At 43.6% G+C, this 17,936-nt stretch carries 17 protein-coding genes; 6 read left to right on the top strand and 11 right to left on the bottom strand.

Annotated elements, in window-relative coordinates:
• Positions 1–687: 687 nt before the first annotated feature.
• Positions 688–1,545, bottom strand: coding sequence for a hypothetical protein (locus tag ACYVC2_RS32625; RefSeq protein WP_461109981.1), 858 nt, complete (start codon positions 1,543–1,545; stop codon positions 688–690).
• A 608-nt stretch (positions 1,546–2,153) separates the two neighbouring features.
• Here ACYVC2_RS32625 and ACYVC2_RS32620 point away from each other — a divergent pair.
• Positions 2,154–2,960 carry a hypothetical protein gene (locus ACYVC2_RS32620; RefSeq protein ID WP_461109979.1) on the top strand — a complete coding sequence of 269 codons (807 nt, stop codon included), beginning with the start codon at positions 2,154–2,156 and terminating at the stop codon, positions 2,958–2,960.
• A gap of 292 nt (positions 2,961–3,252) precedes the next feature.
• On the opposite strand, the gene ACYVC2_RS32615 is transcribed toward ACYVC2_RS32620, so the two are convergent.
• Entirely contained in the window at positions 3,253–3,459 is a 207-nt protein-coding gene (locus ACYVC2_RS32615) for a hypothetical protein (protein ID WP_461109978.1), read from the bottom strand.
• Between the two features lie 54 nt (positions 3,460–3,513).
• On the opposite strand from ACYVC2_RS32615, the gene ACYVC2_RS32610 reads away from it, so the two are divergent.
• The 3 genes from ACYVC2_RS32610 to ACYVC2_RS32600 all read left to right on the top strand — a co-directional run bounded on the left by ACYVC2_RS32610 (position 3,514) and on the right by ACYVC2_RS32600 (position 5,876).
• Positions 3,514–4,002, top strand: coding sequence for a hypothetical protein (locus ACYVC2_RS32610; RefSeq protein ID WP_461109976.1), 489 nt, complete (start codon positions 3,514–3,516; stop codon positions 4,000–4,002).
• A gap of 171 nt (positions 4,003–4,173) precedes the next feature.
• Positions 4,174–4,377: a hypothetical protein gene (locus tag ACYVC2_RS32605; RefSeq protein ID WP_461109974.1), complete on the top strand. Its 204-nt coding sequence runs from the start codon at positions 4,174–4,176 to the stop codon at positions 4,375–4,377.
• A 206-nt stretch (positions 4,378–4,583) separates the two neighbouring features.
• Positions 4,584–5,876, top strand: a complete 1,293-nt coding sequence (locus ACYVC2_RS32600; protein ID WP_461109972.1) for a WG repeat-containing protein — start codon at positions 4,584–4,586, stop codon at positions 5,874–5,876.
• 102 nt (positions 5,877–5,978) lie between these two features.
• Here the strand turns inward: ACYVC2_RS32600 and ACYVC2_RS32595 are convergent, their stop codons facing one another.
• On the bottom strand, positions 5,979–6,122 hold the full coding sequence (locus ACYVC2_RS32595; RefSeq protein WP_231779951.1) for a helix-turn-helix domain-containing protein: 144 nt from the start codon (positions 6,120–6,122) through the stop codon (positions 5,979–5,981).
• Between the two features lie 523 nt (positions 6,123–6,645).
• Positions 6,646–7,011 (bottom strand): winged helix-turn-helix transcriptional regulator, encoded by a 366-nt coding sequence (locus ACYVC2_RS32590; RefSeq protein ID WP_231779950.1) that lies wholly within the window; start codon positions 7,009–7,011, stop codon positions 6,646–6,648.
• Between the two features lie 112 nt (positions 7,012–7,123).
• Between ACYVC2_RS32590 and ACYVC2_RS32585 the strand changes: the two genes are divergently transcribed.
• A complete protein-coding gene (locus tag ACYVC2_RS32585) occupies positions 7,124–7,756 on the top strand; it encodes an NAD(P)-dependent oxidoreductase (protein WP_461109969.1) in 633 nt (210 codons plus the stop codon).
• Between the two features lie 65 nt (positions 7,757–7,821).
• Here the strand turns inward: ACYVC2_RS32585 and ACYVC2_RS32580 are convergent, their stop codons facing one another.
• The 6 genes from ACYVC2_RS32580 to ACYVC2_RS32555 all read right to left on the bottom strand — a co-directional run bounded on the left by ACYVC2_RS32580 (position 7,822) and on the right by ACYVC2_RS32555 (position 13,832).
• Positions 7,822–8,784 (bottom strand): SDR family oxidoreductase, encoded by a 963-nt coding sequence (locus ACYVC2_RS32580; RefSeq protein ID WP_231779948.1) that lies wholly within the window; start codon positions 8,782–8,784, stop codon positions 7,822–7,824.
• A gap of 14 nt (positions 8,785–8,798) precedes the next feature.
• Positions 8,799–9,710, bottom strand: coding sequence for an oxidoreductase (locus ACYVC2_RS32575; protein ID WP_231779947.1), 912 nt, complete (start codon positions 9,708–9,710; stop codon positions 8,799–8,801).
• Positions 9,711–9,995: 285 nt separating this feature from the next.
• Entirely contained in the window at positions 9,996–10,412 is a 417-nt protein-coding gene (locus tag ACYVC2_RS32570; protein WP_231779946.1) for a hypothetical protein, read from the bottom strand.
• A 231-nt stretch (positions 10,413–10,643) separates the two neighbouring features.
• Complete coding sequence (locus ACYVC2_RS32565) at positions 10,644–11,315, bottom strand: succinate dehydrogenase cytochrome b subunit (RefSeq protein ID WP_461109966.1); 672 nt, start codon at positions 11,313–11,315, stop codon at positions 10,644–10,646.
• An 81-nt stretch (positions 11,316–11,396) separates the two neighbouring features.
• Positions 11,397–12,725, bottom strand: coding sequence for an NAD(P)/FAD-dependent oxidoreductase (locus tag ACYVC2_RS32560; RefSeq protein WP_461109964.1), 1,329 nt, complete (start codon positions 12,723–12,725; stop codon positions 11,397–11,399).
• 99 nt (positions 12,726–12,824) lie between these two features.
• Positions 12,825–13,832 (bottom strand): hypothetical protein, encoded by a 1,008-nt coding sequence (locus tag ACYVC2_RS32555; RefSeq protein ID WP_231779944.1) that lies wholly within the window; start codon positions 13,830–13,832, stop codon positions 12,825–12,827.
• A gap of 832 nt (positions 13,833–14,664) precedes the next feature.
• On the opposite strand from ACYVC2_RS32555, the gene ACYVC2_RS32550 reads away from it, so the two are divergent.
• Positions 14,665–16,968 (top strand): tetratricopeptide repeat-containing sensor histidine kinase, encoded by a 2,304-nt coding sequence (locus ACYVC2_RS32550; protein WP_461109962.1) that lies wholly within the window; start codon positions 14,665–14,667, stop codon positions 16,966–16,968.
• Positions 16,969–17,160: 192 nt separating this feature from the next.
• On the opposite strand, the gene ACYVC2_RS32545 is transcribed toward ACYVC2_RS32550, so the two are convergent.
• A complete protein-coding gene (locus ACYVC2_RS32545; RefSeq protein ID WP_231780119.1) occupies positions 17,161–17,934 on the bottom strand; it encodes an SDR family oxidoreductase in 774 nt (257 codons plus the stop codon).
• Positions 17,935–17,936: the final 2 nt, after the last annotated feature.

Below are 17,936 nucleotides of genomic sequence, written 5' to 3'. Positions count from 1 at the left end.
ACCAACTTATTCACCATCACTAAATACAGTGGGCTTGATCCGGCGGTAGGTGGTTCAGCTGATTCAGTGTTTGGGGTGGATGTTGGAAACTATCCCGTAACCCGTGGCTATAATTTAGGAATAGGGTTGGGAATTTAACCTAATCAACTTTCCCTTTCAGGTTATATTTATGTTCCGTTCGGCGCTAACTCTATAAAAAGTTTTAAGCTTTCATTTTCCTATTAATCAAAGCGAAGGTGGAAGGGTTATTATACTCAAAAGCAATTGGTTGATGTTATGAACAATGAAAATAGAGCTTTATTTACTAGTCAATAAAAAAACAGATTACTAACAAACGATTAACACTTTTCAGGACGTGTCATCCAAGTTTCGTTCAGTTAAATGGTTAGTGCTTGGAAGATATTGGACGTATAATTGACTATCAAATACCTAATTATATGGTATTTATAAGCCCTTATTAAATCGTTCACGAAAACCCTACCTAAAGCTTTTTAACGTCGATCGCTCATTTCTTCTAATCGGTGAAAATTTGGCTACTCTGTCAGCCTGTCAGTTTTCTATGGATGATATACTATGTATGACAAGCCCATGACGCTCATTATGAGAAGCGTAAAAAAGTAAACGTATACCTTCAGGAGTATCAGCGATGAATGATGATTACCTACTCCAGTCATCTTCTTACCTATATTAGGGTGATTTCTTTCGGGCCGATGCATAGCCGGAGTCCAACAAAAATCGTTTGGCATTTTCATCGGTTAGATTCAACTCGATCATGTAGCGAATAGCCGCTTGCTTATCCTTGGCTTTCTGATAATACTGTTTGCAAATTTGATGGCCCACAAAATAGCCTAAATCCCTGACGGGCTGACCCGCAATCGCTCGCTTGCCGTATAGCCAACCCCCTTTCCAATCCACGTCAGCGTACATCTCTTTTTGAAAGGCATCCCAGATCAATTGCTCATGGGTTAGCCCAAAGGCGGTATGCCCCCCAGGATTGACGACGGCCAAGGGTTGTTCATAAACCAGTTCAGCAATGAAGTCAGCCATGCCCTCCTCGATACATCTACCCAGTAACTGCTTGTGAGTAGCCGTGTATTCCTTTTCTAACTCTTTACTTTTCAGGATACGATCTTTATTACGCTGCGTCCACTGCTGAGTATGCACAAACTCGTGCAACACCAGGGGAACCGCCCAGTTGGGCTGGCTATTGGCCGCCACTTCGGTGCCAATGTAGACCGTCCGGTTATCAATGGTACCCCCGGAGTTATTGATGCCCACACAAAAGTAGATGTCGCCATCCCGAAAAGCCGGGTAGATGCGCTTAAACAGGGCTATTCGCTTTCGAATTTCGGTTTCCTGCTCTAAGACCGACAAGATCCAGGGTCTTTTTTCAAGGAGGACCATCTTGTCTTTTTCCATGAAGGCTCGCCAATTAGCCGTGCTGCCGCCCCGCAATTCCATAAATTCTTTAAGACCTTGACTAGCCTTATCTACATACAGCCTCCGGATAAAGGCAGCCTGCTGAGCGGTATCCCTCGTGGTCATTACACTATCAAAAGCCTGGTAGAAACGAGGCAAATCGTCCGTGTGCAGGTTTATTTGGGCTTCTACAGGAAACCTGGTAAGTAAGAAGAGACTACTAATAGCCACAAACGAAAAGCAGTTTTTGAGGGATGGAAGCTGGATAGGTAGCACCATTCAGATGAATTGATAAAGGGTTGAATGCATTCTGTAGAAAAGCAAGATTGGCAAATACTTACTAGTCGAGTATTCGGTTGATGTTGGGGATGAAGCCATCCACTCGATCACTCGTTGCCCCTACATGCCCTGAACGGATTAACCACGCAGTGTCCGAAACCCATTCCGATTGAGCCTCTGGGCAATTGGACTCCCATTCTGACCCGACTGTCGAATAGTGCGAACTAAGATGGCGGCACGTGGATTGTTTACGGCCATAAGCACTCTTCCGAGAAACCATTAAAGAAAACGTCCGTCTGATAGCTGGCTGAGCGTAAAAAAGGCTCACACCGTCACGGACCGAGCGTATTCGAATGACTCCTGTGTTGCCCCCCTTGCCTTAACCGTTTGCTCAATGTTATTAGCGGGCATTGTTAACCGCTCGGTAACTTTGGGTAACCAAACTCCTCTTTCTCGTGGCACCACAAGCCCCTTGCCCCACCGATTTTCACGGCGTCAAAGCCGCCAGTTTTCAAGCGTGCTTTGATTATTATGCCGCCCTCAACTACTGGCCCGAAACCCTCTCCGGTGGTAACACCCTAGCCGGATCGTTTCAACCGGGCCCTGAACGCCCCGTGCGGACGAATATGTCTGAGGCCGATTTTATTCAGCGTCGAAATGAGTGGGCTGCTCAACAGGTTTATCCCCACCAGGTTAGCGCGGTTGGGGGTGGCTACGACGTGGGTACAAAAGACCTGTTTGGGCTTATTCCAATCGATACGACCTCGACCTACATTCCACCCCTGATCACGTGCATCTGGAAACCCGTGGCGGAGCCGGCCGAGACGCACGTGATGACGGTAGCCGACTTTGTGGTCAAAAACCAGGCCATGGCCGATATGGGGTACGTGTTGCACGATTTGTGCGGGTATTCAAAAGACGCTAGTTCGGCCGGGATTCGCCTGGTGGGGACTTGGCGAAAGCGGCCACACGGCGGCTTTACCCAGTATGTCAACATGACCCGGGATCAGGCCAAAGGTCACTTTCAGGAACTGACGCCAAAGGGCTACCAGATAACGCGTTTTTGCGGATATTGGGTCAATGGTAAAACGTATTACGCGGCAATCTATGAGCAAACCAGCGGAGAGTGGTATCATTATTTCGATATGAGTAGTGATCAGTATCAGGCTAAATACAATGAGCTAGCCCCCCGCAAGCTACCCATTCGGCATCTAAGCCGATACGGTGACCGCTATTCGGTCATCTGGGGACACCCGCTCTAAGTAGCGGCCATTGGCGAAGGGCGGTCATTGTCGACAATCGTTTCCTGGCTTTAAAACGGTTGGTATTGACTCCCCCTGGACTTCATTGAAACAAAGCATGCGGTTCGGAAAGGCTTCTGTCTTCACCGCTTTCTTTAAAATCCCGTTGGCCAACTGACCGCTTTTCATCCATCAGCAGCCCTTCGGGGCTTAGTTTGACAGCCATCAACCGTTTACGATTGGAAAAGGGCTGTGAACAAATGTAGCGTACCGGCTATCTCCTCCTGTAGAACACGATTACGGACAAGTCGAATCAACCAACTTTCTGAATCTCGGTCGCACTGAGGGTGATGGTGAATTCGCGCCGTTGACTGTTCCAGCAATGGACTCGTTGGCCGTATTGACTGATCACCGGAACTGGCCAGTCAATAGCACCATCGGCTGCTTCTAACTCGGGAGCCGCCTTCGGATTAATGAGCGTAACTAAGTCGTTGAGCTTGAACTCGTGGTTTGTCGTCATTGATGAGGTAAATTTCTACCTTTACTGCCTGGTAAACGTTTTAAAATCAAGGTAATGAAAGCCGCCAATATCCGTTTTTTTTCGCCCACTGAAAACAAGCAGCCTACGGCCAAGGCTGAAAAAGCCACTAAACCAGCTAAGGTAAAGTTAAGCGGTTACGTTTCATCAGCCGGGAAACTTGTTTTTCCCGCCAAGACCGTAGCTCACATAGGGGTTGATCTAGATAATACATCCTTCAAAGTAGGTATGGACGAGGGCAAGCGCAAAGCCAAATCCCTATACCTGGTGCCAAGCAGTACAACTGAGGAAACCTTCGTTTTCGAGAAAGCGGCTAAAAGTTATACCTTGGCCTTACCCTTTATCTTAAAGAAAAGCGGAATCGATTTCGCCAAAACAAAATACGACTTTACGATTCGTCTGTTCGCGTATGAAGGCACAACCGCCTTTGAGCTAAAAGTAGCCCCTGAAGCAGCGGCTCCCAAAGTGCCTTATACCGGTAAGCCAAGAGGCCGGAAGCCCAAACAGGCCTCGGATGCTGAGTAATAGTAAGGAGCCCTGACTAGTCAGGGCTTTTTTGTTTATTCTTTAGCTGTTTTGATTATTGCCGGATTTCTGTTTGACAAGACTTAAACGGTAATTCAAGCTCTGTCAACTTGCTCAAAAGCTCTACCTTTGAGTCGACTGAGTCTACAAAGTAACCGAAGCCCCGACTTTATGCTCTATTACCAAGTGCAATTTCTCACCCCCGTTCAGGGGGAGTGGATCAGCGTCAGTGAATTTGATGATTCCACCGGAGCGCTGCTGCCCCTGTCGGACTCATCCGAACAGTTGAGCCTGGAAGAAGCCGAAACCCGGCTGATGGACTTTTCCAAAAAGTATCCCTTTCTCACCTTCCAGCTCCATAAAGTAATCCTGTAAGGGCAGAGCTACTAAACCTGGCTTGTTCATCGACATTTTCCTCCGTAGGAGTATGGAATACGGTAAGATACGACATCTAGCAAGGATAATCCCTCTCTTATTGATCAAGATGTATGGCTCAACAATACGGTAAGAGTGTCTGGTGTACGCTCAAAAGTCCGCGGTTCGAAAGCCTCATAAACCTGCTTCGAACCCTAGCATTTATTATGCTTCTCTGGCCATCGGCGAGGCTATTGGCCCAGACCCAGCCCGAGCCAAACCAGGCCTGGCTTAAGGAGTATGATGAATGCCAGGATTATGGGGAGGTCTATGTGGTCAAAAAGATTACCAGGGCCTGCCATTCCTACCAAACCTTCCTCACCGATAAAAGCGGACACAAACGAACCCCCGCCTACCGCGACATTGGCGAATTTCAGGAGGGGCTGGCCGAGTTTGTGCCGATGACGCTTAGTCCCCAAGGCCATGGACTGCACGGCTTTATCGACAAACAGGGGCATATCATTATCCAGCCAAAATACACCTCCACCGACCGCTTCCGCAATGGCAAAACCTGGGTCATTTATCCGGCCGGCACTCATTACGGGCTTTCCTACATTGATCGGAGGGGAAACGAGCTGTATAGGATTCCCATCCAGCACTACGCAAAAGACTATCTGATCAGCGAATCGACGTTTGATTTTTCCTGTAACCACGACACCAAGGAAGATGTGCTGTGGTGGCGAAAAGGCGAATACTTTATTCTCAACTTCAATTTTACGCCCTTTGTCACCGAGCAGATCCAGCGATCCAACCACGTTACTCCGTTTAACTACCAGGGGAAGTTTGGCATCATCGACAGCAATTTAGTACTGAAAGTTCCAGTGGCCCTCGATGCCATTGATATCGACTACACCTACTCAGGACAAGGTCTGCAACGCGTGCAATATGGGAATAAGTATGGGTACGTGAGTCCGGTAACGGGCGAACTGATCGTTCCCTTCAACTATACCGATACGCGCAAGCCTACCAACGGTCTATTCTGGGTCAAAAAGAATAACAAATGGGGCTGTATCGACAAAACGGGTCAGTTGCGCATTTCCCATTTGTACGACGAAGCAACTGGCTTTACGGCTGAAAATAGGTCGGCGGTGGCCATCAAGGGTAAATTCGGTCATATTGATAAATTAGGAAAGGTGCGCACGCCGTTGACTTATGATTTTGCCTCGTATTATCAGCATGGCCTCTCGATGGTTCGCATGAAGGACAAATACGGCTTTATCGATACGACCAACCGGTTGGTTATCCCCCTTATCTACGACGAAGCGTTCCCCTTTGACCGAATCACGACGATCGTCGAGCGCTACTGGCTTCGGTATGAACTTTCCCTGGATGGTAGGGAGAAATTCATAGGCTTCTCCTACAAGCTGGATGCCGTGTTGATTATTCTTGGCCTACTGCTCTTTGTTTGGTTCAACAGTCTGTTTCTACGGGTCATCAGCAAGTTTAGGCCCGTGCGGTAGAGGTGTTAAACTGGGGGATGAAATAGCCTAGGCCCTTCCTTGTCAAAAACCTTAATTGAAGGTTCGTTTAATAAATGTTAAATAGCCAACACCTACATTTTTCTACGCTGTGGTAGTTGGGTTTTGAACTGAAGAGTCGAATTCAACCCCTCGTTGACGCAGATACTTATATAATGTTGTTTTAGAGATGTGTAACTCGCGTGCGATCTGCTTTACAGAATACTTGTTTTCATTGTACCAATGCAAGCTTTCTGCTCAGAAGCTTTAGATAGCCCTTTACGACGGCCTAAGAGTTGACCTCGTCGCCGGGCGGTAGCAACTTCATGGAAAAAGTAACTGTATCACGTTGCTTTCGTGAGATGTAAGAAATCTAGCTTCGTTGCATCAAGTAGTTTGTAAGAGCTGAAATTACAGATTTATTTGGTATCTAATGCTCTTCATTTAGAGCCCTTTAAAAAAAGTCGTTTCGGTCCTATGCACCACACAAGATCGATCAAGTAGCGTTTGTGTTGAAAATTGTTAACGAAAAGTTGCCATTTCCGGAAATCCTATGAAAAGTACAATTTGTAAATGGATAGGACAACGAAACTCTTTAAGTTCAATTAATGGTAAAATACTATTTTTTACAAGCCTTTTTAACTATAAAGATACTCTCCCGTTTAGGGGATTATTCGCGTTCAACTTGTAGTAAAGAATAGCTAAATCGTTTTATTTCGGGATGCTTTTTTGGGAATCGCTTTTCGAATTAATGTTGAAAACTCACCTCGAATTAGCCTATAATCGTTTTTCTGTGAAACAGACCCCACTCTTTTAATGAAGTAATAACACTTGCCAGTGATCGGCTATAATCGGTTAGTGTATAGTCAACCCTGGGAGGAAAGGTATCATATACAGTTCGTAGAATCAGGTTATTGGACTCCAGATCCTTTAATTCTTGGGAGAGCTTTTTGTCTGTAATTGGGGTTAACTCTCTCGAAATCTGTTTAAACCGCTTAGGGCCACTGGCCAAGGTAATCAAAATAGGTAGTTTCCACTGACCATTAAGTACTTCCAGGGCATCACGTACTGGAAGTAATGCATCGGTGCATTCCTGTTGAAGTGTAGTTTCTAGGTGGGAATTTTTGCTGACTTCCATGGGTAATCTTTACTAGCTGAATCGATAGCGCTTTCTGAAAAGATAGTATTGTAAATGTGGTGATAAAGATAAATAGGTTTGCAACTTCATTAATTTAACTGACTCACTTAGTATGAACGTAACCATTTTCGGTGCGACTGGTGCCACGGGAAAAATTGCCATAAAAAAGGCCTTGGAAAAAGGTTATCGTGTAACGGCTTATGTAAGGAATAGATCTAAAATGGATATCGTAGATCCACGATTAAGGGTCATTGAAGGCGATTTAAGTAATGAACGAGCAATTGAGCAGGCCCTTGAAAAAGCCGACGCTGTTTTGAGTTTTCTGGGACCAAAAGGTAAAGTTACAGACAACACCCTGAGTGATGGAGTAGGTAATATTGTTAGGCTTATGGAAAAGCAACAGGTCAAACGATTAGTTGCTTTAGGTACCCGCAATATCGAAGTAAAGGAAGATGGTCCCGATTTCAGATTCTGGATTATGGTCAATCTATTAAAGCTAGTTGCCAGAGGTACTTATCAGGAAGTCATCAATATGGGCCTCCATATTCAGCAGTCTACACTTGATTGGACGATTGTCCGAATACCCTGGCTCACAAATAAGCCCGCAACTAGAAAACTTAATGTTGGCTATTTCGGAGAAAACCAAAGTCTAACACTTAGCCGAGAAGACATGGCCCATTTTTTCATCGATCAGATAAGCGATCGGCACTATATTCAGAAGGCTCCGGCATTGAGTAACATTTAATATCATACACACCCTGAACTAATTTGACAATACCTGTCCAGGGTATACTAGGATTCTTAAAGTCATTAAGTTGACTTGACATCGAATAGGCTTTCCACGGTGGCTAAAATAGCCTCTTCCTTGGTTCTGGGTTGCCAACCTAATACAGTTTTAGCTTTGTCATTGGAAAGTGTAATGTATGACACATTCGGGTTGGTTAGGATTGATACCGATTGGGCAATTCCACCTTTTTGTGCTTTAAGCAGTTGGGCAATATCGTAGAAAGTCATTACCCCGTCGGAAGTAGCCAAAAACCGTTCACCTTTTGCTTCTGGATTAAGCATGGCCTTGATATGAATATCGGCTACATCGCGCACATCCACTACACCAAATGAAAAAGCCGGGCTTTCGGTGATGGTGCCATTGATAATTCCGCTAACGATATCTACAGAAGCCGATGAAATAGACCCAATAACGGGCCCAAAAATGCCCACCGGATTAATAACGGTCAACTCCATCGTACCGCCTTCTGCTTCCATAAATTGCCAGGCTGCTTTTTCGGCGACAGTTTTGGATTTGATGTATGCCATAATCGGTGCCTTTTCATCGGTCCAATCAGCTTCGGTAAAGACATGATTGCTCGGCTCTCTACCATAACCTATGGCGGCAAAAGAAGAGGTAAGCACGACTCGCTCTACGCTGGCCTCTTTAGCAGCTCTCAATACCCGTAAAGCTCCATCACGGGCAGGAATGATGAGATCATTCTCATCTTTGGGTTCCTGGGCAGGAAATGGTGAGGCAATGTGCAGCACATAGTTGCAATGGGCAACGGCCTCTGCCCAGCCTGCGTCTGCTGTTAACTCGGCTTCGTAGAAAGACAGATTGGTAAAGTCAATTATACCTGCTTCATTGAGTGCCCGGATGATGGTGTCTTTCTTAGACAAAGAGCGAAGGGTGGTCTTGACGATATAGCCTTGCTGTAGAAGTTGCAGAATGGTGTGTATGCCCACAAACCCGGTTCCACCGGTTACCAAAACTGTTGCATTCATGATTATAGCCTTTGTTAAACGGGAAAGTTGATTTGGGTTATTGATTCGGCATAATCCCAGAGTTGTTTGGCTAAAGCTTTATCATTCATGGCCGGGGTAGAATGGTTCGAGCGTGCCGGATAACCCGCGTATTCTTTATCGCCATTGGGTCCGTAAAATTCACCGCCTTTGACGGAGGCATCCGTGGCGGCAAAAAGGGTTGGCAGAGCGCCTTGCCAGGGTTCCATCACGTCGTCAAACTGAGCAAACATACCCGATAATTCCTCGCTGGGAATATGCCTTTGCAAGTCGGTGCGGGTAACACCGGGATGTGCCGCGACAGAAAGTATAGTACTTTGGATAACCTTTAATCGCCTGTCTAATTCGTAGGTAAATAAAATGTCGGCCAGTTTGCTAACGGCATATTCGCGCCATGGCTCGTAGGGCTGCTCTAATTTCAAGTTAGTGAAGTCGATACCTGATGCACGCGTTGCGGCTCCACTGGAAAGGGTGACTACCCTTGCCTTCGGCGTATTTTTCAATAAAGGAAACAGATGCCCTGTCAGGGCAAAATGGCCCATGAAATTCACGCCGAATTGCATTTCAAATCCGTCGTCCGTTTTGGTGGGGGGCGGTATCATTACACCAGCATTATTTACAAGGATATCCAGGTGCTGATGATGACGTTTATAGTTTTCGGCGAACTCTTTCACCTGATGGAGGCTAGCCAGATTGAGAAGGCCTGTTTCCAGAGTGCCTGTTCCGAATGAACCCTGCCTGATTTGTTCTATGGCAGTTTTTGCTTTCTGAGCATCCCGAACTGCGATGGTCACATTGGCTCCTGCTTCATAAAAGGCTTTGGCCGTCTGATAGCCGATACCGGTGTTGGCCCCGGTTATAATTGCTGTTTTCCCTGATAAATCAGGCATGTTTTCTGTTGTCCACATATATACTGATTGTATTTCAGTTGCAAAATTCTAGCAAAGTTGCGGATGGAACATTGCTGTGAGGGTCAATTTTTGTTTGTTGTAAAGGTCAGCTCTTTAAAAAATTTAGTATTGTGCAGATACTCGATCTGAAGTTACCAGCAGGCCATTTTTTGATCTGGTGTACAGGGTGCTGGTGGCCTGCGTACTGTTGTCGTTGACGAAAGCATTATTTTCTATACGTCATTAACCAAGAGACCAAAATGAGCTAGCCAGCCTAAACAGTAGCCTTTAATTTTTTAGGTATCAAAATATACGGGCAGGTCTCATAGAGGTCCAAAACAGAATTAAACCGGGTATAAAAGCAACCAGGAACAGGGAAGAAATGCCTAAAAATCGATCCAAAGCGGTCGGAAACATGTGCATATGGGCCGCATGATAGACAAAGTGGGGCGTGCTAAAAACCAGATTTGAATAAGCCATTAAGCGCACGGTCTTTATGTCACTGTCGAGGATAGCAAAAACAGATAAAGAAGTTAAGCCACAAAAGAAAGCGCCAACATCTCGAATAAGGTGTTCATTATAAGGTCCGTAAATGTCTATCCAATGAAATCCGAAACCGGGGAAGCTAGTATGAAATTCATGGGGGAAGAATAAGGCCCATATGCCAGAAACTCCGTTGATGACTAATAAAAAGTAATTCGATGCTTGTACTTTATTCATAATTGTGATTTTAGATGTAAAAGTTGGTCGTTACTGTATTTAGCTTAAGATGAAAGCCTCGTCCTGTGAATTTTGGTCTGAATTGAAATTATGTACTGGGCCAGTATTTAAAATTTACTATTGGTATTGTTAGCGAGCCAGAGTGTATATGGTCTGTTTTACAGCCATTTATGGTTTACTAGGCAAGCATCTGGTTTTAAGCCTTTTGAAGCCCTTGGGTTGCTCACCAATCTACCGGATGAGGTTTAAGTAAATAGAAACAGGCATCAACGCTAGTAGAAGCGGGATTACGACCGAAAAGGAAACGCCTATAAAGGAGATTACGCCAGTATACTTGACATGACTCAACCCTAACGACTGAAACGAACTTCTAAACCCATGTAATAAATGCCAGAACAATGAAAAACAGCCAAACAAATAGATAAATACTTCGACTGGATTATGGAACTTGGACAGCATCATCTCATAGAGCGGTAGCTCTTCTCCATACAAAAACTGATTCGTTCGATTGGGAATCCAGAAATTCCGGGTATGAATTACGAGAAAGAGGAGGATAAGCGTACCTAGAAGGGTCATACTTCGACTGTACCAGCTACTATTGCTTGATTGTTTGTTCACATAATACCGTACAGGGCGAGCATTCTTGTTTTGCTTCCATAACAATAACCCCTGAATGATATGGAGGATAAAGACTGCGACCAAGACGACTTCAATCGTACGTATAATCAGGTTCGTTGCCATAAAATGAGCCCAATGCGTAAACAGTTTGCCGCCATCATTGAAAAAGATCATGGCATTTATCGAAGTATGGACAATTAAGAAGCTAATTAAAAATAGCCCAGAGGTTGCCATAACAATTTTCTTCCCGATAGAGCTAGTTAAAAACGAGGTGAACCAATTCATGTTTAGTGGATGAAATTGAGGGAATAATTAACTCTGGGTTTCCTGACGAATATGTATATACGTAGTTTGGAAAAGCCAAGCTTATATGGTCGAGGAAATGGGCTTATCCAGTGAAACCTTTTTCTCCCGATTTTCAGACCGAAAGATCATTCGAAGCATCTGATCAGACGTTATATAGGCAACGATCCAATTATAGAGCGTTTTAACTTTGTTATTGTAGTTAACTAGCGAGATAAGGTGAATAAATAACCAGCTTAACAATCCAAGCAGGCCACCAAAGTGCACTTTGTGTTTGAAGAGGTCTGCGAGGGCAGTCTTTCGACCAATAATGGCCATATCGCCACGATCAAAGTAAATAAACGGCGTCGGGGACTGATTGCGCTGAATGCGAATCAGGTTTCGGGCTAGATGCTTTCCCTGCTGCATAGCAGGCTGGGCTAATTGCGGATGCCCATTTGGGTAAGCATTGTCGCCAAACTGAATGCTAATATCCCCAATGGCGTAAATGTTTGAATAGCCCTCTACCCGATTAAAGGAGTCAGTGATGAGACGATTGGTATTTCTGCTGTTGTTTTGATGCAAACCTGGAAATGAATTGGCCGTAACCCCAGCTGCCCAGATCAGGGTTCGGGCTTTTATACTGCTTCCATCTGAAAGTTGCACCGTATCATTCTCAAAACTAACCACCCTTGTGTTCAGTTTGATATGTACCTGTTCCTGGCGTAGGGCGCGAAACGCATCTTTATGCGATTGATCACTCATGGGGGCGAGCAGGTTAGGCGATCCTTCAATCAGATAAATTTCGGCAGCCGCATTTTTTAACGTCGGATAGTCCTCTCCCAATATATACCGCTTGAATTCGGCGAGCATACCCGCCAATTCCACTCCCGTCGGCCCACCGCCTGCCAGGACTATCGTTAATAGCACTTTACGCTTATCATGGTCACTCTCCAGAGAAGCCTGCTCAAACGTTTTGATTAATTCATTACGCATAAACAGGGCGTCATCAATTCCTTTTAGACTGAATGCATTCGCCTGAATATTCGCATTCCCAAAGTAATTGGTTTTTGACCCAGCCGCCAGTACTAGAATATCATAGCTAATTTCGGAATGGTCGCTAAGAACCAGGCTGTTGTTTTCTGGATTAATCTGCGCTAACGCTGCCATTCGATAGGCAACATTTTTGTGGTGGAACAGCTTCCGGAATGGGTAACTGATGCTGGATGGTTCCAGGAAACCAGTAGCAACCTGATATAACAAGGGGGTAAAGTAATTATAGTTGTTTTTATCAATCAGCGTGATGGCATACCCTGGATGACCCACCATTTTTTGAATAAAATTTAGCCCCGCAAAACCACCCCCGATAACGACTATATGTTTTCTCCGTTCTTGTCTCATTTCAGCCTTCATTCTTAACGACAAATTTGTAGTCTAGCCAGTACGCCACTTACTTTTCAAGTACATATAGTAATTGATTCAGGCATACTTCATTGAGTTATTAAGCTTCGATTATTGGTATAAGTAGATGGTTTCTGGTTTTTGAATGTCCTCAATCCATCGATCGATGTAAACCAGTAAATCCTGACGGGCTGGACTTGAATTTAATTCACCAGCGCTGCCAAATACAACCAGTCCTAAAGCTATACAATGAGCTACATCTAGCCTAAAGAGTAGCCCAAGGCAGTATCCTGCGATAAAGTTTTGACGGGCATCCGGCGCAAGTTCAATGGATTCAGGTACCCGATGCCTTGCCAGTACAAAATGTTCGTTTTTACTCAGAACAATAGCTTCGTTTGCTGAATAGATAAGTAAACGACTAATGGACATTGTCCTATATAGGGAGATGTATTTCCGTTTAAGATCAATAAAGGTATCTTCCAGCCTGGCCGTATCGCCATGAAATCCGTTGAATATTTTCCAAAGATTTAGGGCTTCTTCTTCATCCAAGGCTAACGTAACCTGGCCATAAGTTGAAAAACTGCTTATTATATCAACCGCTTCATCTACTTGAAAGGTAAGTTTATGCTGTGGATCACCTAGGTAGAAAATGAATTCCAAATCAAACTTTTCAATTGGCCTAATGACATCAAAAAGCAACCCAGACCATAAATCGGAAAAGCCTACTAGTCTTGACCAATCATCAAATGCAATTATTCGAGAGTTTTTGAATAATGCCTGTAATTCGCCAATGACTAACCCATTTCGGAAATATTGCCAGCTATATTGCTCACTGGCAATTTGGACAGTGTCAAAATCAAGACTATCCAGTTTCGATAAATCATGCGGCTTATTCAACGTAATACTTCGTATTCCTAAAAACTGAAGAATATTCGGCAAAACATGTTCACTGACTCCAAACTCGTCCATTTGAGAGTTTGCCCGGAACGGGTTTGTTGTATGAAGTGCCCGTAACCGATCCAGATAAACGTTCCCAGCGCCATTCAGCGTTTGAATTTTTGATTGTAGCTCGGTCAAAATGGGTCTTACATTGATAACCTCTAAATCGAATATTTCCATAGTTGAAAGTTCATTTTAAGGGATATATGCCTACTTAGATTTCATTCATATAGAGCTAAGTTGGTAAAATGCTCCTTGGCTTTATGCCAGAAAAGAATTAAGAAGAAATCATCTTTTGGATAAGTGGCATTGACTTACAAATTCATCCCATCCAGCAGTGAGCCAGGAGGATCATTCAAGCGTAGAGAATCGTCCACAAACTCATCTCCTTCCGATAAACTGTCCTCCGTGTGAGGTAAACTGCGATGCCGATCGGAGTTTAACATTGCACGGTCCCCAAGATTATCTGGGTCTGCTTCTAGTTCAAAGAAATTGAATTTCATAATCGTAGTTTTTAAATTAAGAATGAAGTACTTACTTATGCTAATGGTGGACGACCTTGACAACCAGTTACCTGAGTGAAATGAATGGGAAGATTCGGTCCGGCATTTCCTTTGGCTATAGTATTTCCAAAGCCTGTGCCACAGTTGATATTCTCCAGATAAGGGCTATTTGGGCGTATATTGACCCTTTTTAAGATATAAAATTGTTTTGGAGCTTTGTGCATATCCAAAACCGGGTATATATCCAGAATTCTGGAGGATAGGATAAAGACAGTTAACAGAACAGGGTGCGTATACTTTTCGACAATGCCTAGAGTCTCCTGAATTCTAGCCCTTTGAGAATCGTTTTATCGAATGATTGTTTGAAATGCCCTAATTTTATTCATTGGGTTCTACTGACCTCAGTAGAAGATTAATTAACCGTCGTTGGTAAACAGGCAATCATTCGACTGGGTAATTCTTTTACCCTATGTGGTAGAAGGCGTTGTCTTCTCAGCCAGTCTTTAACTATGCAAAGGCTTATCATTCTGGTTATTCTGAGTTTACTAAGTAGACTTATTTATGCTCAGCATGCCAAACCATCCGAAGTGTCTGCCAAAGGGATTGTTTCCATGACTGATACGCAGCATGTAAATAAACTGCTTAAGACAAGTTGGCTATACATATTTAAACCTCAGGAACTGAACCATGATTTGGACACCGCGCTGGTTATGCTCCGTCAGGCGCAGGAATTGAGTAATCGGTTGGCATATCCGCGAGGGGTGGGCATGGTAAATTATGGTTTTTTTCTGGTCTTGCTTGAGAAAGGGGATCATAATATGGCCAATCAATACGCCCAACGTGCCATATCTATTTTTACGACAGCTCATTGTTGGCAGGAACTAGGTGACCTTTACCTGGATATGACTCGTTTCTATACCCTGGAACGCGATGAATTACCTGAAAGGATATCGCTTTATCAAAAAGCGCTTAATAACTATAAGTTGGCAGGTAATATATATAAGCAGGGGGATGTGTATAAAGAATTAGCCGATCATCATCAGATTCAGGAAAATTATACTCTTTCTCTAATTGAGCTGCACAATGCATTAACCCTTTATCGACAGGCAAACCGTTCTAATCTAGAGCGGATCTATGATTTACTAGGTTTTGTGTCTGGAAAATTAGGCGATTATAAGGAAGCTCTAAGCTATGGATACTTAGCCATTAAAACAGCTGAAAATCAGCATGATTCTACACTTCAACTTTGTACGATTCATAATCGGTTAGGCTTGGTATACCACGCCCTGGATCAATACAAAGAGGCAAATATTCAGTACCAGACAGCCTTACAAATTGCCTTAAAGCATAAACAAAATGCATATATTCTCAATGTTTCAGGGAACATTGCTCAATTACTCCTCCAGCAAGGAAAGCCAAGTCAGGCACTACGTTTTTTTACCAAGATGAGTACGCAGTACCCTCCGCTATCCACTGAAAGCAGACTTACCATTGCCCTCCATTTACTGGATATCTATTCCGATCTGAATCAAGTTGACAAAGCGCAATTTTATTGCGATCAACTATTAGACTTATTGGCTAAAAAGGGAAATGGAAGTGTAGAATTATCGGCGATTTATGAATCTACCATTCGTTTTCTGATCAAAAGTAACCAGTATAAAGCAGCCTTAACCTATTTAAAAATTAACCAGGAAAGAGGTCAACGAACTAGCTCAACAACAGTTTTGAGTAAAAACCATTTTTTATGGTTTAAGTTAGATTCCCTTATGGCCAACTACCCTGCTGCCATCCGACACTACCAGCAGTATGAATCGCTTCAGGACTCCCTGCTGAATCTGACCAAAAGTCGACATATCGCTCAATTGGAGATTCAATTTGAAACCCAAAAAAAAGATCAGGATCTACGACTTAAACAACGTAATATCCAATTGCTCACTAAACAAAGTCAACTTCAACAAAATCAATTAGAACAGACAACCCTGCTGAAAAATGGGACGATTGCGTTTACAGTTCTATTGGTTCTCCTATTAGGTGTAGGGTATAGTAGATACCAAATCAAGCAGCGAAGTAATACCTTGCTGGAGGATAAGCAGATCGAGATCAATCGCAAAAATCAAGAACTGGAACACAACTTAATTGAAAAGGAAAAAATTTTGACCGACAAAGAGCAACTGATCCAAGAAAAAGATCATTTGCTGGATGAACGGGAATGGATGCTGCGTGAAATTCACCATCGGGTGAAAAATAACCTTCAAATCATCACGAGCCTATTAAATTCGCAGGCTAGTTATTTAACAGATAAAGCTGCGTTAACGGCCATCCTTGAGAGCCAGAATCGAGTACACGCGATGGCATTAATCCATCAGAAGCTGTATCAATCGGACCGGTTGTCCAGTATTTCGATGGGAAATTACATTCAGGAGATTATTAACTATTTACTGGTGACCTACAATCGGGGAACTACTATTCAGAAACGTATTGAAATCGATCCGGTAGAATTAGATGTCACATTGGCAATACCCCTTGGATTGATTTTGAATGAAGCGGTCACAAACTCGCTTAAATATGCTTTCCCTGATAGCAGATCAGGTTCTATAGGTGTAAAGTTTAGTCAATTGAGGAGTAGCCACTATCAATTAATTATCTGGGATGATGGTATCGGGTTTCCTGACGATATTGACCCAACCCAAATTAGGACGCTTGGAATGAGTCTGATACGTGGCCTGAGTGAACAAATTGAAGGCACTTTGACGATTAAGCAAGAGCAAGGTGTTCAACTGTGTTTAACATTTACAGAAGGACAATTCTTGTAAGAATTGTTTACCAGTAGCCATTCATTATAAACTACAAAACCCTGCTATTAGATCAAGTAGCAGGGTTTTGTATAGAATCAGATTTGCAAGAACCTAGTCATTCTGATTCCAATGTACTCAAGTAATTAGGCACTTATAAAGCTGGATTGAAAATCCTAGGAATCACTATAAAGAAAACACAAGGGCTTAAATTTAGTGAATAGCGCTCGACTGTTGAGACTGCGTCATTGCTCTCAGCCAGTCTTCGTATAGTATGTGACCGATTCGAGGGTTATCACCTGGAGTTAAGGAGGAATCATTGACGACTGTTCCAAAAAAACCGGCAGACTCGTCAGTAATAACTTTATGAGAATCACCAATTGCGTTCAAATAACGTCTTACAAATTCATCCATTGGTATTTTCTCTGGTCCCGCTACTTCAATGGCTGCATTCAAAGGTTCGCTTACCGCCAAATCCGCCAGTGTTGCCACGACATCGTCGGCCGCTATTGGCTGCATTAGAGCAGGAGGTAGTGGGATTGATTGGTCTTTATTACTAGTATATAAGAATGAGCTAGCGAACTCATAGAATTGCGTAGCATGTAAAATGGTAAATGGAATTGAGCCCGATTTAACAATATTTTCCTGTGCCACCTTTGCCCGATAATATACATTGTCTGGCATTCTCTCAGTCCCCACAATAGTTAGCAAAATGTGATGCCGAACCCCTGCAACCGATTCTGCAGCCTGCAAATTCCGGCCTGATGTTTCAAAAAAGTTTTGAGCGACACCAGCCTCAAAAGAAGGATAATTTGAAACATCGACGACAACTTGTGCCCTTTCAAGAGCAGTAGCAAGTCCTTCACCTGTTACAGTATTAACGCCAGTTTCTGGGGCAGCGGCAATGGCATCAAAGCCAAGTGAATGAAGTTTTGCTGTTAACTTCGAACCGATCATTCCAGTACCGCCTATAATTACAATTTTCATGA

The sequence above is a fragment of the Spirosoma koreense genome (assembly GCF_054777875.1).
This window is presented reverse-complemented; position numbering and strand designations above follow the sequence as displayed.

Coding starts and splice junctions, on each gene's coding strand:
- ACYVC2_RS32555 (WP_231779944.1), bottom strand. CDS start 13,832: ATGGAAATATTCGATTTAGAGGTTATCAATGTAAGACCCATTTTGACC.
- ACYVC2_RS32570 (WP_231779946.1), bottom strand. CDS start 10,412: ATGAATAAAGTACAAGCATCGAATTACTTTTTATTAGTCATCAACGGA.
- ACYVC2_RS32575 (WP_231779947.1), bottom strand. CDS start 9,710: ATGTGGACAACAGAAAACATGCCTGATTTATCAGGGAAAACAGCAATT.
- ACYVC2_RS32580 (WP_231779948.1), bottom strand. CDS start 8,784: ATGAATGCAACAGTTTTGGTAACCGGTGGAACCGGGTTTGTGGGCATA.
- ACYVC2_RS32590 (WP_231779950.1), bottom strand. CDS start 7,011: ATGGAAGTCAGCAAAAATTCCCACCTAGAAACTACACTTCAACAGGAA.
- ACYVC2_RS32565 (WP_461109966.1), bottom strand. CDS start 11,315: ATGAATTGGTTCACCTCGTTTTTAACTAGCTCTATCGGGAAGAAAATT.
- ACYVC2_RS32600 (WP_461109972.1), top strand. CDS start 4,584: ATGCTTCTCTGGCCATCGGCGAGGCTATTGGCCCAGACCCAGCCCGAG.
- ACYVC2_RS32610 (WP_461109976.1), top strand. CDS start 3,514: ATGAAAGCCGCCAATATCCGTTTTTTTTCGCCCACTGAAAACAAGCAG.
- ACYVC2_RS32545 (WP_231780119.1), bottom strand. CDS start 17,934: ATGAAAATTGTAATTATAGGCGGTACTGGAATGATCGGTTCGAAGTTA.
- ACYVC2_RS32560 (WP_461109964.1), bottom strand. CDS start 12,725: ATGAAGGCTGAAATGAGACAAGAACGGAGAAAACATATAGTCGTTATC.
- ACYVC2_RS32605 (WP_461109974.1), top strand. CDS start 4,174: ATGCTCTATTACCAAGTGCAATTTCTCACCCCCGTTCAGGGGGAGTGG.
- ACYVC2_RS32625 (WP_461109981.1), bottom strand. CDS start 1,545: ATGACCACGAGGGATACCGCTCAGCAGGCTGCCTTTATCCGGAGGCTG.
- ACYVC2_RS32615 (WP_461109978.1), bottom strand. CDS start 3,459: ATGACGACAAACCACGAGTTCAAGCTCAACGACTTAGTTACGCTCATT.
- ACYVC2_RS32585 (WP_461109969.1), top strand. CDS start 7,124: ATGAACGTAACCATTTTCGGTGCGACTGGTGCCACGGGAAAAATTGCC.
- ACYVC2_RS32550 (WP_461109962.1), top strand. CDS start 14,665: ATGCAAAGGCTTATCATTCTGGTTATTCTGAGTTTACTAAGTAGACTT.